A 15,755-nucleotide genomic window follows, 5' to 3' on the forward strand; every position below is an offset into this window, starting at 1 on the left:
AAAAGTAAATGAAAGCATCAAGTATTCCAGCGCATGAAAAATCATTTTTAAAAAATGGTAGGGACTCTTTAGAAAAGCAATTTATATTAACTCCCGAATCCATAGCAACTGGTGATGGAGGCACAATGGATTATTTGGATTGCGTGCGAGAAAATAATGATGATTCTTTTTATTATAAAGAGACCGTCACTAAAAATAAAATTGTCTTGCATTTTACTGCTGGTTATCTAAAAGGAGATATGGCCCAACTTACAATGCCTTCTAACCATGTTTCTACTCCTTTTGTAATTGCTCGTGACGGAACCATATTAAAATTATGGTCTTCTGGATTTTGGTCATATCATTTAGGAAGAGGTGCTGTTGGAGGCAATACTATTATGAGTAAGCAAACCATAGGTATAGAGCTTTCTAATATTGGTTTTTTAAGAGAAAACGGTCCAAATCTGGTGTCTTCATATTCAGATTCTGATGTGTATTGCAGTAAACAAGATACGCGTTTTTATACTAAACTTAATACTCCTTTTAGAGGTGAGCAATATTTTGCAACATTCACACAAAATCAATATAAGAGCTTGGCAATATTATTAAAATATCTAACCAATACGTATAATATTCCGCGTGAATTTTTACCACCAAATAGAAGATATGAAACTTTAGGCAAAAGTGAAATTGAGAATTTTAATGGTATTGTATCCCACGTAAATTTTAGAAAATCAGGTAAATGGGATATAGGAGAAGCTTTTGATTGGGACAAACTTATTGATGCCGTAAATAACTAAAAAAACACCTATACTTTTTAGTTATATTAAGTATAGGCGTTTAAAATTTAATAGTTTAACATACTATATATTTACTGCATCTGGTACAGACGACCATTTTTTTATTGGTGTTCTGCTAGTATTTGATACTTCATAAAAGGTTTCAAAAAGTTCTTTATTATTAATCTCTAGGATTGCGAAACCGTTTAAAACTCTTAATTTTTGAGTTGGATCAGGATTTGGGGCATTCATAGGGGTATGCGCATAGTATAAAACATTGTCTATTACTTTTCCATCTACATTTAAACCAGAAGCATTACCAAAGGGTATAGCTGCATGGCCACAACAACGAAGTTTGGAAGGATTACCACCTATTGTTTTATAACTATTAGTAATATCAAGATCTTCTTTATAAACAATTCCATTATGAATATGTCCCCAATACCATACATCTGGAGCTGCACCTCCTAGTGCGCCAATAACCTGATCCCATAACGGGTTATTAAGTTCACTGGCATCATATGTGATACCATTGTGATGGGTCATTAGGATCAATTGTTTTTGTTTATTGGCCATTTCGGTCAAAAACTTTATTTGAGAGTTATTCTGTACTTTAGAATTAGTCAACGCCCCTTTTAGGTACAAATTACTCTCATCATAATATGCAGAATCTAAGGCAACAATTATCCAATCATTTGTCTCTATGGCAAAATAACTAGTTTCTGATTGTTGTGTTAAAAAAGATGAGCTCAAGGCTTCATTAAAATATCCATTAGCACCATTATACATCTCATGGTTACTATTTAATGTAAATACCTTATTCTTATACTCATCTGGCAACATATTTACAAAGTTTTTTAATTCTTCATTTTCTGTACCAGCATAATAAACATCGCCCAAGTGAATAATGATATCTGGCTGCTTTTCTAAATTTTTAAGGCCATCAATTACCAACTGAGCAGGACAGTACTTTTCATTCCCATCTTCCCAAACGCCGGTTCCCCAATCACCTATAACCGCAATAGAAATGTTTGTAGGTAATGGTTCAGAATGAGCCGGTATAATAATATTCGCTTCTTTAAAATCATGAACTCCTTTTGGATCCAAATATTTATACCATAAATAATCCAGAAGTGAAATAAACCACCCTGGATCCAATGCTGCATATTTAGAAATAGCATACAAACTTCCATCTCCACTTAACCAACCTTCATCTTCTATATCTTTGATCAGTTTATCAAAATCAAGACTACTATCTGGCATTTTATACATCCTTTTCAATAAATTTGTTAGAGAAGAAGGAATTTCATGATTAAGCAAATACAGAGCAAATCCATACTCTTTATCATATCTATCTTTTTCTAAAGGAAAATGACGATCAATTAGAGACTTTTCACAACCAATTAGAAATTCCCAAAATTGAGGAATCTTAGAAATAATATCTTTTGATAAATTCTGATCAAAATGTGAAGATAATTTCTTCTCTATTTCTTTTAAAAACTCTTGCTGGTCTTGGCTAAACTTGATTTGATTCATAATTAAAAGGATTTAAAAGTCTGTTATATATAAAATGAATTATTATACTACTGTACGCTTAATTTCCTATTAAAATTACACCTAACCTTTTTTATGTTATCGATGCAATTAGTTCTTCATCTACGACATTGGTGTTTGAGGCATCATATAGCTTTATTGTTTTCAAAAAATCATTAGAAAACACGTTTAACATCTCTTTAGACAACAGGTTTTCTCTATAATTCTTCCATTCATCAGCTTTGGCGCCATACATGTCTTTTACTAAATTAGGGAATCCCCAATCCGAATTTTTTCCCCAATGTATTGTAAAATCAATACTATTTTGTTGTAATACCTGAATCATTCTGCGCGAGAATTCTTTTAAACTCATTAATTGATTACTTTTTTTCCATAATACGCCATCAATTTCTATCATACAGGTAATCGGGAATTTTGTGAATCCCAGTGTAGCTTCTGTTTTTTTGACAAATCTCATTGCATAAATACCAGGAATGGGACCTTCATTGTTTGTTAAATCAACTAATAATTGCAATGCTTTCTTTGAATCTTTATGATCAACTCCAAAAGAACATGCAAAAGCTGGTCCTTGGTATGGTGCATCCCAAAAGGTTTCATAAAGTGTTCCTAATGATTCTTCATCTACATCGGGTAAAATTTGTTTTTGTAATCGTTTTATAAACCAAGGTATTTTTTTTGGAAATCGTTCGCTTATTTTTATCAAAAGATGTATTAGATCCTTATAAACTGATTTTTCAATTGTAGTAAAAGGATCAGGATAATTATTTGTGTACGTTTTTTTATATATAGCCTCAATAACATATGTATCCTCTGACGTATAAGGATTAATAAAAACTTTGTAATGATATGGTCTTTTTCCTCTTCCGTTTGCATCAACTTCGTTATCAATTTTAAAATCTGAGTTTGCAAAATCCATTGTTGTAGCAAGTCTCAAAGCTATATTCTTATCTATTTTTCTTACATATCTTTTTAATAAAAATTGATCTTCTGCTTCAATGGTTACGCCATGTATAAATCCGAATGAGCCCAATCCTACCAATGCCGCATTAAACAATCCATCATTACGAATAACTCTTGCTTTAATTTTATGTGCAAAGGCATCATTTAAAGCTGGTTTGGTATGTCTTTCTATATATACAATATCTTCAGGCTTAGGCCCTAAAATTAAATTAAGACCAATAACATAGTCCTGAACTGATCCGACATCAAGAGCAGATCCATGAACACCGGTACCAATACAACCCGCAATGGTTTGCCCATTACTTGCACCACTAGTTTTTAAGGATTTGCCATGCGCTCCTAGCGCCTGAGAAATTTCTTTTATAGTATTACCACATTCAAAAAAGAATATATTAGATTGTTCATAAACCGTTTGATGATGAAGATCTCTTGAAGAGATTTGTAAATCTAAATTCATAAAAACATTATAGTGCATTCTATCTTTTTGATGTGCTATACTAGACATCGACCAACGCGCTCCATATGCCCTAAAACCCTCATTGTTATCCAATGCATCTTGTAAAAGATGACGAATTTCAGCGGCAGCATCATTATACCTATCAATTTCAGAAGGCATATTAGCTTTTCCTTCTAATTTTGTTTTTTGTAATAGCTTTAATGGAAAAGGGCCATTATTATGTAGTGTATCCCAGTGTGATGTGTGATGAGAAGTAGTATTTGCCATAATTTATTAATTTTCTGGTTTCATACAGACGTATTTTATTTTTACTTTTCGCTTGCTTCCAAAGGTTGCGATATATAAAAGAGACCCTCCCAGAGTATTTTTATACTCTACAGAAAATATTTTTCCACTCTCACACCCCAATCTTTGTATTCGCATCGTTGCGTCATCAACAGCCGCTCCGGTTTTTATAACCGTATCAATAACGATGACTCTTTTATCTCTGTAGTAATTCCCCAATCCTTCAGGGCATTCAACATCTACCCCGGTTTGACATGGCATTGGCGCACCATTGGTACTAACAAGTCTTACAGAGTAACATGAATTAAATAACAAAATAATACCACAGATTAATAGTATTTTGTGTACTATATTTTTAGAAAATATTGTCATAACAAATATTTTAAACAACTTCATGTTTTTACACATTAAAGCTATTGGTAATCAGATTAATAAAGCTATGAGGGCATTATGACAATTAGAGGAGTTTAAATTTAATTATTATTATTCGAAAATAGAAATAGAATTTTTTAAAATTGACCTAATTAAGCTTAGCTTATTTTTTTTATTTCTTGTTAGATGTAATAAAAACAAGGGGCTAGAGAAGTTATAAATGAAATTTAACATACGTATAGTTAAATTAATCACCAAAATAATTGGGGTATATAACTTTTAAAAATTAGGGGTTTTCACCCTTACATTACAATTTTAATCTAATTCCAATTCAACATAATGTTAATCAAACCTAAAATTTGATCATTTAAAAGTAGAAGAATATATTTTTTTATTAACAATTCATATATTTTCTTGATTTTTATATTGCAAAAAATCACGATTAATTATTTCATATCTACCGAAAAATTAAGGGGTTTCGTAATATTGATAGTCTTAAAAATTGCATTTTAACAAAATTTAACTATTTTTGCCTCAACTTAACCTAATTTTTATTATGAGGAGACTTGAATTGGAATCAAGAGATATATTCTCTAAGTCAGCTTTCATACTATTATTTTTATCTGTATTGCTTACATCTTGTAGTAGTGGCGGAGATGATACTAGTGGAGAAGAATTAAAAAGTAGTGATAAAAGGATAACGAGCTTTTTATTAGCTACGGCGAACAATGCCACCTTGAGTCAAAATATTACGGGAACAATAAATGAAGATAATAAGACTATTGATCTGGTAGTTCCATTTGGAATTAGTTTAACGTCTTTAGCTCCTAGTATTACGATATCTGATAAAGCTCAGATTTCTCCAGATAGTGGTATGCCAAGGAATTTTGCTTCTCCAGTTACGTTTACAGTAACCGCAGAAGACGGAACCGAAGCAACGTATACTGTTACAATAACGAATGCACAAAATTCTGAAAAAAGAATTACAGCGTTCTCATTTACAGTAGACATGAATCCTTCTGTTAAAGAAGATATAGATGGTACGATAGATGAAAGTAATAAAACTATAACTTTAAATGTGCCATTCGGTGCTGCGATAACGGCACTTATTCCAACAATCGAATTATCAGACGGTGCATCCTCTACTCCATCATCAAATACGGCAATAGATTTTTCGTCTGCAGTAAACTTTGAAGTTAGTGCTCAGGATAATAGTACAACAAGTTATACAGTTACTGTTACGAGAAACGAATCAGATTATGCAACGTTAAGGGCTATATATGATGCTAATCCTGGTAATACATTAAGTTGGGATTTTAATAATTTAGACATTAGCACCTATGAAGGCGTAAATTCTGAAAATGATAGAGTTACTGCATTGACACTTACTGCTAAAGGACTTACTGTTCTTCCTTCGCAAATAGGAGATTTATCAATGTTAAGTTTATTGTATTTGCAAAATAACGGTATAGAGTCCATTCCTGCAGAAATTAGTAATTTATCGCAAACATTAACTCAATTCCTTCTAAGTAATAACCCTTTAAAATCTATACCAACTCAGATAGGAACACTAACCAATCTAGAATTTTTAGATTTATTTAATACGGATATTACTACGATACCTTCAACTATTGGTAATCTAAATAATCTTATTAGTTTAAATTTAAGTCAGAATTTTGATCTTACAGGTTTACCATCTGAAATAGGTAACTTAGATAATCTTACACGATTAAGTTTAATAGGAGCTAATTATCCTATACCAACAGAAATTGGTAATTTAAGTAATCTTACGTTCTTAAATCTATCCAATGCAGACTTAAGTTCTTTTCCAACACAAGTACTAGGGCTTACAGATCTTACAGAGCTGTATTTGTCTGGAAATACCATTGCAACGGTACCAACTGGAATTGGAAACCTAACGAACTTATCAAAACTATTCTTAGATAGTAATTCATTGACTTCTTTACCTACGCAGATTGCTAACTTATCAAATCTTACAGAACTAAATATTACAAATAATACATCTTTAATAAGTATACCGCAAGTTATTTGTGATTTAGCAGACGCTGATACCACTATCAATAAAGATGCAGCAACCAGTTGTATGTAATAATTTATAGAACAGAAAAATTTAAAACCTCTAGTAAAGAATACTAGAGGTTTTTTTTATAGTTATGTAGAATGTCTCTTTTCTAAATCAGATTGTTAACGCATACTACTCTACAATCCTTAATAACAACAAGCATTTTTTTTAAGGCCTATTTAAACTATCTATGATTTCAAAGGTTAAATGTTTGTATAAATACAAAAATACTGTAATTAACTATCAGAAAAATACCCCATCTCGATGATCCATTTCTGCTTTCTGTTATTATAAACGCATGTATAAGTTTACTTTTTTACGATCAAAAAAAAAGAAAGGTCATAAATTAGATTTATGACCTTTCTTAATAACATAGGTTAGTTCAGGGTATTGATAATACTTTTTAGTCTCCCGCTAGAAGAACATAATCATTTGTAACAGGTGATATACTGTAATTTTTCACATTATTCTTTCTTTTTAAATACTTATCAGCTTCTTTAAACGCTGTTTCTAAAGCACTTAATTCTGAATTCTTAGCAACTATTATTGTTTTAGAAATCACACTTCCATTAGTGTATTCAACAGTCATTCTCCATTTCTTAACAGAATGCATGTTTTTATTCTTAGATGATCTGTCATCAGATTTCTTCTTTTTGTCATTCTTTTCATTCTTCTCCTTAATAATACTGTCTCCTGTAAAAGAAGGAGCTGCGTTTCCTAAAGTTGCGCATAAAGCCAAAGTTGCCAATAAAAGTTTCATAGTCGATGATTTGAATTAGTATTTCACGAATATACATATAATGTTTGAATAATCAAATATTTTTTTAATAAAAATTTATTTGTATATTTGATTCCTTTTTACATATTTTACTATGGTTAACAGAAAACTAAAAAAACTCCTTAAAAAAAGTAAAGGAGCAAAAACGGTGTATGGAATTTCAAAAGTTCTTGGCGTTAGTCCGCAAGCGGGAGATTATGTCGTTAAGAAAAAAGACTTGTTAAAAGATTTTGAACGACTACAAAAAATTGCCGATTATATGGATGTGGATATAAAAGATATTATTGATTATAAAGAAAAATAGGCCACACAGGTTGTATACCTATGTGGCCTATTTTTTAAAGCACACTTAAAATGAATAAGTCTCTCGACTTATTTTAAAAAAAAAGCTATAACAGTAATTATTTTATACTCTTCAACATTCTTTTGGCATTACTACCAGTATCACCTTCGGGATCCATCTTAATTGCCTTATTATAATATTTAATTGCCTTTTCTTTATTATTTAATTCTAAATAGCTTTCTGCTAAACTATCCCATGTATTTGCAGAGTCAGGAAACAATATTGTATTTACTTTAAAAATAGTCGAGGCGACTGTAGTCTTTTTTTGTTGAATATAGGCATATCCTAAACTATTTATGCCTCCTTCATCTAGCATATTACTTTTGACTAATACTTCAAATTGTTTTGTTATCTTATCTTCTTTTTCCTTTGTGATTTTTTCTTTTTCTAAAGTCAATAATGCTTTTTCTAAAGGTTTAAACATTGAATCTTTGTATTCCTTAGATTTTATCAAAGCCAATTCTTTGGCTTTTTCCATAGAATTCTTTGCAGGCATTTTTATATCTGGTTGCACCCCAACACCTTCCCAATTCGTTTTGGTTACAGGATTAATCGTTCTTGCAAATGGGATACCAATAGTATAACCTTTATCAAGTGGAAAACCGCGGGTGGGGTGTGCTCCACCTCCAGTTATCTCACCTATAACCGTAGCTCTACCTCTACTTTGCATGGTATATGAAAAGTCTTCGGCTCCAGAAAAAGTTGATTGGCTAGTTAAAATATATACTGGAACCTTTGGTCTCTTTACCCCTTTTACATCTGTAACCCACATTTCTTCTGAGTGATCGTTTGCTCTAGAATATATAGTGTTTAATAATAATTTTTCGCTAAAAAAATAACTAGACAAGTAATTAACTGTAGTCGGACTACCTCCCGTATTTCTTCTCATATCAATAATGATTGCATCTGCAGCTTCCATAGCTTTCATAGCCACGTCTATCTTAGCCAAGTGTATTTCGGCTCCACCAAAAAAAGCAAGATCAATATAACCAATGTTTGAATCCATTAATTGAAACCCTCTTAGCATCGGTGCTCTATAACGAGATAAATAATTTGTAAATGAGTTCTCTTTGTTTTTAGAGGTTCTATCTCTATTCGGAGCGAAAAATCTAAGATGTTTATCCTTCGTTATTTTTCTTAACTCTTTGGTAAGTGAAGTGGCAAAATCTACAGGTTCTTTATTCTCAAAATACCCTTTTTTGATAAGCTGGTTTAAATGTGCGTTAGTTTCTTTGGCTTTATCTAAGAAAATATAATTCTCTTCTAATAAACCCTGAACTTGTTTGACTATGTCATTATTAGACTGCGCAAAAAATAATGTTGTTGTGAAAAGAAATGCGATTACTATTATACTTTTCAAATTGACTGTTTGTTTCATGAATTATGATGAATGATTACTAATATCCTGATATTGAAATCTATTACTTTTATTTGAATTGTAAATTAATAAAGAAAATCAATCAAAAAATAGGATGAAATTAGCGTATCACAAAAAACTTCTATAAATGTTTAAATTCATTAGGTTTAAATCCCGTGTTTTGTTTAAATATTTTTGAAAAATGGCTTTGATCAGAAAAACCACATAGAAAAGTAATTTCGGTTAAAGATTTATCAGTATGCTTTAAATACAAAATGGCCTTTTCTATTTTAATTCTTCGCATATACTCACCAAAAGAACACTTAAAATATTTTGAAAAGTATTTTGAAATCGTAACCGGGTGCACATTAAGCTCATTAGAGAGTTCATTAAGCGTAATGAATTCATCCCAGCGATCGCATAGTATTTCTCTAATTTTATCCACCCAAGGTGGTCTTTGATTTAAAACGGAATTATAATCAGAAAATAGCGTAAGTAAGGATGTATGTATTGATGCTGCCGAGGAAACATCATTTATATGTAACTCTTTATATATCTTTAATAGTCCAAATTGAACTTCTGCATTTTTAACAATCGAATTTTGAAAATCTGAAGTAGAGAGCTCATTTTTTACAAAGAAATCATCATCAATTTCTATGTTTAAATTTTTTGAAGGAAATGCTGTATGTCTATTACGATGTACAATTTCCTTATCATAAAGTACAATACTACCGGGTAGAATTTGAATATCTTGACCTTTTCGTGATTCTAAATTACCGCCTTGTAACACCAAAGAAAGATGATATTTTTCATGAGAATGCCAATCCTCTGATACTGGTTGAAGGTAGTTTACCATAGAAATATCATATTCTCCAAAAGAAAACTGTTCTGTTGTTTTACCTAAAAACTCTTTTGTTTTTAATGCAATCATGTTGATACTTTTCTGGATAGTAATTATAAAACTACTACTATTTTTCAACAAATATAATGCCAGTACTAAGTCTTTGTAAAACCTAACTCATATTGGCATTTTTTTAACTGTGCTCATACTACTTTTTAATTACATTTAGAGCCAATGATCATTCTATAAATCACACATCATGAAAACATTAGTCACTTTAGCGCTTTCTTTGACCCTTTCCTTTTGTATAAATGCAAATGAAAAAAACAGCTCCTTAAAGGCGAATTTTGAAATTGGAAATCCTGAAATCACATCTATAAATGTAATGACATTTGGACCAGAAAACATACTGTTTATTGGAGATAGTAAATCTGCACAAATAATAGCAATTGATGTTAGCAAAGATCCAAAAACCGACAACAGTAAGGTTAAAATTGATCTTCTGGATAAACTCATCGCAGATATGCTAGGCGCAGGAACAGACGAAGTTCAAATTACAGATATGGCTGTAAATCCAGAAAATAATAATATTTATATCTCTGTTCATCATAGTTCAGGTAAAGCAGTATTATTTAGAGTCGAAAATAATACTCTAAAAAAAATGTCGTTAGAGACTATTTCACATAGTAAATTATCATTAACCGATCCCGTTGCTATTGATGCTAAAGATAAAAGAGGTCGAGAACTTCGCAAATGGGCGGTCGCAGAGATGAAGTATAATTCGGGTAGAATCTTTTTATCAGGTTTAAGCAATAAAGAATTTGCTTCAACCTTTAGAGCTATTGATTTTCCTTTTAATAACAAACAAAATCAGACATCCTTAGAAATATATCATGCAGCTCATGGCCAATATGAAACCCATGCTCCTATTAAAACATTTATCCCAACAACTGTTAAAGGTAGTAAAGCTATTATTGCTGGGTATACTTGTACCCCATTAGTGGTTTTCCCAATGGATAAGATTAAACCTGGAACCCATAATAAGGGAAAAACAATTGCTGAATTGGGAAATGGAAATACTCCTGTCGACATTATAGAGGTCAAAAATGAAGACAAACGTTATCTTTTGATAGCAAATACCAACAGACCTCTTATGAAATTAGATTTTACTGATCTAGAATCTTACAATGAAGAACTGACTACTCCTGTCACTAAAAAAGGAGCTTCTGCCGGTGTAACGTATGTAAATCTTCCATATGTAAATGTGCAACAATTAGATACTTTAAAAGATATAGGTTTTTTAATGATTCAAAGAGAATCGAGTGGAAATCTTGCTCTAAAAGTGGGTAGCAATTGGTGGTTCAAGTAGTATTGCCGAAGAGATCAATATTGAGGTATTATGAAGAAAAGTATTATTGTTGTAGTAGTTTGGCTCTTTTCTATACACATAGGAAATAGCCAAACTGGTACTGACTTTACTTTTAACAGATATAGTGTTACCGTTAAGCGAAATTTAAATGAATCAAATACATTTAATTTATATCGTGGTCAAATTAGTGTCGAAGAAACTGAGAATGCCAATGCTATACTTGGTGAGGTCATAACTAATGATACCATATTACGCTTTATACCTCTTGTGCCTTTGGGGTTACATCAAGATTATACTGTTATCTACAATAATCATATTACACATTTTTCTTTAGATCTTCCTAAATCTTATGAACTTCAAACAATAACTGATATTTACCCTTCTTCAAAAAAGTTACCTTCAAATGTATTAAAATGGTATATAAAGTTTGCTAATCCCATAAATGAAACTAATGTATACAATCATATACGTATACTAAATCAAGATGGAGATACACTTTCACGCACTTTTCTGAACATAGAAAATGCCCTTGTAAATACCGATGGAAGACTTTTAACCTTGTGGATAGAACCTGGTCGGCAAAAACGTGGGTTAATACCAAATCAACAATTAGGTTCCGTTTTTCAGCCAGGAAAATCATACAAATTAATCGTCCTAAAAACACTAAAAGACAAACAAGGTGTTTCTATGTCTAACGATTTTATACATTCTTTTCAAATTACCGAAGATGATCGCAAAAAACCTGATATTAATTTATGGGAAATAGTATCTCCCGAAACATCTACTAATGATCTTATCATGCATAGTAATGAACCTTTGGATTATGGAAGTGTTTTGGGGAGTATTATCATCTTAGACGCTGATAATAAGGAGGTTTTTGGTAATTGGAAATTTACAAACAATGAAAAAACATTAATTTTTAAGCCTACAGATATTTGGAGTAAAGGAAAGTATCGCATCTTTTTTAATACACGTATAGAAGATCTTGCCGGGAATAATTTAAAACAATTGTTTGATAACAAAATTGATGATAAAGATCATTTAGTTCATAAAAATACAGAGTACATTTTAGAATTTAATATACATTAAAATCAAAAAGAAGTTGGCCAAAAAGTATCAAGAAATTCGAATTATCAATCTAAGCCTGTCGAAGACATTTTGAAAATCCTAGTTTTAAAAACTTCGACAGGCACAGTTTGACATAGATACATTATTTTTTGGACAACTTCATTTACTAAATAGATTTCTATTACTTAGTAATAATAAATCCTTTTGTTATGCTTTCTTGTTCGGTATTAATTTCTAAAATATACATTCCCAAAGCTAATCCACTTACATCAATCCTATCTTCTAGTAAGTTACGATTCATCACAGTTTGACCTGTATAACTTATAATTTTATAAGATATATTTTTAGATGACAATCCACTAATAAATAAGAATCCTTCCTTTACTGGATTTGGATATAAAATTACCTTATTTAAGGTATTTATATCGTTACTTTTTGCCACTGCTGGAGCGCCTATATTTAGAGTATAGTCTTCAACTTCTCCATATGCAAAAGTTTCGCAAGGAGTTGACGCTGCATTATATTTCATAGCGACTCTCATTCTTGTGTTTCCGGATAATGCAGTAGTAGGAACAGTAAAATTATAATCTAGATTTGCATCATTTTGAGTAGAAGCAGATACAATTAGTTCTGTACTTTCAAAAACTCCATTCTGATTATAATCTATCCAAACATTCCAGAATTCATTATAAGTCGTATTGGCAAAACCTACACTAAGTGTTATCGTATTTTCTCCATATGGCAAGTTACCAACTTGGCTAGTAAAATCGGCATATCCAGAATTTGCACCAGTAGTATTAGTTATTCCACCTAAACCTACATAATCTATATATTCAAAGTTTGAATTGTTCCCCTTACTATCACAATATGATATCGTTTGGTCTAATGTTGTTATAGTAACTGTATTACTAGCAGTAGAACTATTTCCGGCCGCATCTTTGGCAACTACAGAAAAAGTATATGATGTATTTGGTGCTAATCCTGTTACAACACTATTCAAATTAACTTCTGTAGTTAATAAAGTTGTTCCTTGGTATATTTCATATCCAGATACTCCCACATTATCTGTAGACGCATTCCATGATAAACTAACTCCAGTTGCGGTTACAGATGATGATACAAGGTTTGTAGGTGCAGTAGGAGCTTCTGTATCTGGAGTTGAAGAAAATATTTTGATATTATCTATAGCCATATCACTTCTAAAACTTGTTCCCGTAGTACCTTTAAACTGTAATTTAATTACAGATCCTGCATATGCTGTAAGATCAATAATGGCTTGATTCCAGGTATTGCCTAGATCTCCACTCTTAGTCCATACCGATGTATATGAAGCACCATCCGTAGTACTTAATAACACCTCCATAGTTCCCATATTTGCACCGTACATATGATAACCAAACTCTAAGGAAACTGAACTAAGTCCGGATAAATCAACACAAGGACTGTTGAGCAATGCTATTTTATTTGGACTTGCATTACCAGAGGCTTCTGTAAATAAATAAAAAGCACCGTCTTGACCATTAGTAGGTCCTGTTGAAGTTGAAGGAGTTCCTCCTGAATCTCTAGTCCAGTTTATATCATCATCTGTGGCATTACTCCATTCACCTAGACCCGATTCGAAACTTTCGGTATAAGGAAAGTTACTAATTCCCGCACAAGCAGGGGTTTGAGTAGTTGTAAAGTTAATAGAATCACTATATGGCGAACTTGTGCCTCCTGCACAATTACTTCTTACCTGCGCTTCATAATTGGTTAACGCAACTAACCCACTAACTACTAACGTATTTGTAGTAGCCGCAACAGTTGTCCAACTAGCTGTACCTATTACTCTATATCGCACATCATATGTCGCTCCTGAAGTTCCTTGCCATGAAAGCAAAGCAGATGTTGATTCTATATTAGAAGCTGCAAGTGATGTTGGTGCACCTCCTCCTATTGGTGTTAATTGAACATTTTTAACAACACTACTATAATCAGAGATTGTCACTCCTGTAAGGGTAACCGATTGATAACATTCTGCTTCATACAAAATATCATATATTCCTGCTTTTACTGGTCTATAATAATCACCTTCTGGCAATTCTGTTGGCACCCAGGATTCATACCCTTCTTTACCAACAATAGTAACCTTAGCTTCTATAGGTTGATTGCTTATGGCATCTGTAACTACTCCTGTAAGGCCATAGTTTACTTGCTTTAAAAATGCAATGAGTGCATCTTTGTTATAATTCCAAAAATTTACCAGTTGATTAGCAGGAGGTGTTTTAGCATTAGACAATTCAACCGTTAACTCTCTTCCTTTATGATTATAGATTTGATAATCTTGCCTTCCTCCTTGTACTTCATACCAAGCATAACCATTGGTAATACCATTATTTAAATCATCAAAGTACCCATTAGGACTATTTGATTGACATAGGTCTCTGTATTCTTCTGAAACATGTACAAAATAATCTTCATCTGGATGTGCTCCGGCATATGTATCCCATGGGTAATTAATAAGCTCTATTCCGCCATGAAAATTAGCAGACAATACAAAATGTTTTGAAGCTGCAAAATTCATAAACGCTAATGTTTCTGTTTGGTACGCATTACCATCTGGATTTGCCCCATCATCTGGATCTGGGTAATTTCTATTTAGATCTACATTATTCGCATTACCACGGGTAGCATTTGCAACCGATGTATTATTAGCACTATTTCTAAACGTTCCATCGGGGTTGGCTAAAGGATTAATCCAGACTTCGCTAGTGTCTAAAAGCGTCTTTATCTCAGCATGTCTAGGATGACTTGTATCTTTATATGCAGTTAATAAATAATCAATCAAATCCAACATCATAGGATAACCTGCTATTTCATCACCGTGCATAGAAGATGTATACATAACTCGTGGTTCTTGCTCATCACTTCCTACATTATCAGAGAGTTTCACAAAAAGTAATGCTTTATCACCTTCTGTTGTAGCGCCTATATTTTCTACTTTACACAAAGTAGGATTGTTAGCAGCAAACTCATTCATCATGGTCACATAATCTGCATAGGTTGGATATGCTGTTAAAGGAAATGTAGCTGCTTTATTACCTAGATCAGACGTCATTAACCTTTCACCAGTAACATTATCTTTTACAGTAACATTAAAAGGGATTTTTTTCTGTAAAAACGTATTAAATTGTGACTGGGTTGCCATTGCTTTAACCGTTTTGGTATCTTCATCATAGTGAACTATAGATACTTCTTTTGTTATTGTACTAAGTGCTGAGTGATTATCTATTACAAAAGAAAAAATTACTTCCCCTTTTGAATTTAGATACTTATTTGCAAGTTCTACATCATTTTGTTGTGCAAAGAGAGGAATGCTAATGGTAAATGTTACCAAAAGCATTAACAATAAACTATTTTTCATGGTTTTAAGAGTGGTTTAAATTGAGTTAATATTAGGTTTAGATTTATGTGTAATAAATAGTTAAATCTAAAGATAATATAAAATGATGAACATTTCAATTTAGGTACAATTAAAACGCATAAAACCA

The 15,755-nt window shown here is 31.9% G+C and carries 12 protein-coding genes; 5 read left to right on the forward strand and 7 right to left on the reverse strand.

Annotated features, from left to right (window positions below; translation table 11 throughout):
* The first annotated feature begins 8 nt into the window (after positions 1-8).
* A complete protein-coding gene (locus tag D1816_RS04635; RefSeq protein ID WP_118501370.1) occupies positions 9-779 on the forward strand; it encodes an N-acetylmuramoyl-L-alanine amidase in 771 nt (256 codons plus the stop codon).
* Between the two features lie 63 nt (positions 780-842).
* On the opposite strand, the gene D1816_RS04640 is transcribed toward D1816_RS04635, so the two are convergent.
* The 3 genes from D1816_RS04640 to D1816_RS04650 all read right to left on the reverse strand — a co-directional run bounded on the left by D1816_RS04640 (position 843) and on the right by D1816_RS04650 (position 4,386).
* Positions 843-2,294: a metallophosphoesterase gene (locus D1816_RS04640; protein ID WP_118501371.1), complete on the reverse strand. Its 1,452-nt coding sequence runs from the start codon at positions 2,292-2,294 to the stop codon at positions 843-845.
* A 91-nt stretch (positions 2,295-2,385) separates the two neighbouring features.
* A complete protein-coding gene (locus D1816_RS04645) occupies positions 2,386-3,996 on the reverse strand; it encodes a D-arabinono-1,4-lactone oxidase (protein ID WP_118501372.1) in 1,611 nt (536 codons plus the stop codon).
* Positions 3,997-4,002: 6 nt separating this feature from the next.
* On the reverse strand, positions 4,003-4,386 hold the full coding sequence (locus D1816_RS04650) for a hypothetical protein (protein ID WP_147405079.1): 384 nt from the start codon (positions 4,384-4,386) through the stop codon (positions 4,003-4,005).
* 556 nt (positions 4,387-4,942) lie between these two features.
* Between D1816_RS04650 and D1816_RS04655 the strand changes: the two genes are divergently transcribed.
* Entirely contained in the window at positions 4,943-6,496 is a 1,554-nt protein-coding gene (locus tag D1816_RS04655; protein ID WP_118501374.1) for a DUF5018 domain-containing protein, read from the forward strand.
* Between the two features lie 376 nt (positions 6,497-6,872).
* On the opposite strand, the gene D1816_RS04660 is transcribed toward D1816_RS04655, so the two are convergent.
* Positions 6,873-7,229, reverse strand: coding sequence for a hypothetical protein (locus D1816_RS04660; RefSeq protein WP_066309892.1), 357 nt, complete (start codon positions 7,227-7,229; stop codon positions 6,873-6,875).
* Between the two features lie 112 nt (positions 7,230-7,341).
* Here D1816_RS04660 and D1816_RS04665 point away from each other — a divergent pair, with 112 nt between their 5' ends.
* A complete protein-coding gene (locus tag D1816_RS04665; RefSeq protein ID WP_066309890.1) occupies positions 7,342-7,551 on the forward strand; it encodes a hypothetical protein in 210 nt (69 codons plus the stop codon).
* 97 nt (positions 7,552-7,648) lie between these two features.
* Here the strand turns inward: D1816_RS04665 and D1816_RS04670 are convergent, their stop codons facing one another.
* Both D1816_RS04670 and D1816_RS04675 read right to left on the reverse strand, forming a co-directional pair.
* Positions 7,649-8,950: a S41 family peptidase gene (locus tag D1816_RS04670; protein ID WP_158597754.1), complete on the reverse strand. Its 1,302-nt coding sequence runs from the start codon at positions 8,948-8,950 to the stop codon at positions 7,649-7,651.
* Positions 8,951-9,089: 139 nt separating this feature from the next.
* Positions 9,090-9,878, reverse strand: coding sequence for a helix-turn-helix transcriptional regulator (locus tag D1816_RS04675; RefSeq protein WP_118501376.1), 789 nt, complete (start codon positions 9,876-9,878; stop codon positions 9,090-9,092).
* A 169-nt stretch (positions 9,879-10,047) separates the two neighbouring features.
* Here D1816_RS04675 and D1816_RS04680 point away from each other — a divergent pair, with 169 nt between their 5' ends.
* Positions 10,048-11,157: a hypothetical protein gene (locus D1816_RS04680; RefSeq protein WP_118501377.1), complete on the forward strand. Its 1,110-nt coding sequence runs from the start codon at positions 10,048-10,050 to the stop codon at positions 11,155-11,157.
* Positions 11,158-11,187: 30 nt separating this feature from the next.
* Complete coding sequence (locus D1816_RS04685; RefSeq protein ID WP_118501378.1) at positions 11,188-12,246, forward strand: Ig-like domain-containing protein; 1,059 nt, start codon at positions 11,188-11,190, stop codon at positions 12,244-12,246.
* A 160-nt stretch (positions 12,247-12,406) separates the two neighbouring features.
* On the opposite strand, the gene D1816_RS04690 is transcribed toward D1816_RS04685, so the two are convergent.
* Complete coding sequence (locus tag D1816_RS04690) at positions 12,407-15,628, reverse strand: M14 family zinc carboxypeptidase (RefSeq protein ID WP_118501379.1); 3,222 nt, start codon at positions 15,626-15,628, stop codon at positions 12,407-12,409.
* Positions 15,629-15,755 lie beyond the last annotated feature (127 nt).

The organism is Aquimarina sp. AD10 (genome assembly GCF_003443715.1).
Classification (GTDB): domain Bacteria; phylum Bacteroidota; class Bacteroidia; order Flavobacteriales; family Flavobacteriaceae; genus Aquimarina; species Aquimarina aggregata.

What these genes read in the sequence shown, in the direction of transcription:
- D1816_RS04635 (WP_118501370.1), top strand. Translation starts at nt 9, where the DNA reads ATGAAAGCATCAAGTATTCCAGCGCATGAAAAATCATTTTTAAAAAAT.
- D1816_RS04640 (WP_118501371.1), bottom strand. Translation starts at nt 2,294, where the DNA reads ATGAATCAAATCAAGTTTAGCCAAGACCAGCAAGAGTTTTTAAAAGAA.
- D1816_RS04645 (WP_118501372.1), bottom strand. Translation starts at nt 3,996, where the DNA reads ATGGCAAATACTACTTCTCATCACACATCACACTGGGATACACTACAT.
- D1816_RS04650 (WP_147405079.1), bottom strand. Translation starts at nt 4,386, where the DNA reads ATGACAATATTTTCTAAAAATATAGTACACAAAATACTATTAATCTGT.
- D1816_RS04655 (WP_118501374.1), top strand. Translation starts at nt 4,943, where the DNA reads ATGAGGAGACTTGAATTGGAATCAAGAGATATATTCTCTAAGTCAGCT.
- D1816_RS04660 (WP_066309892.1), bottom strand. Translation starts at nt 7,229, where the DNA reads ATGAAACTTTTATTGGCAACTTTGGCTTTATGCGCAACTTTAGGAAAC.
- D1816_RS04665 (WP_066309890.1), top strand. Translation starts at nt 7,342, where the DNA reads ATGGTTAACAGAAAACTAAAAAAACTCCTTAAAAAAAGTAAAGGAGCA.
- D1816_RS04675 (WP_118501376.1), bottom strand. Translation starts at nt 9,878, where the DNA reads ATGATTGCATTAAAAACAAAAGAGTTTTTAGGTAAAACAACAGAACAG.
- D1816_RS04680 (WP_118501377.1), top strand. Translation starts at nt 10,048, where the DNA reads ATGAAAACATTAGTCACTTTAGCGCTTTCTTTGACCCTTTCCTTTTGT.
- D1816_RS04685 (WP_118501378.1), top strand. Translation starts at nt 11,188, where the DNA reads ATGAAGAAAAGTATTATTGTTGTAGTAGTTTGGCTCTTTTCTATACAC.
- D1816_RS04690 (WP_118501379.1), bottom strand. Translation starts at nt 15,628, where the DNA reads ATGAAAAATAGTTTATTGTTAATGCTTTTGGTAACATTTACCATTAGC.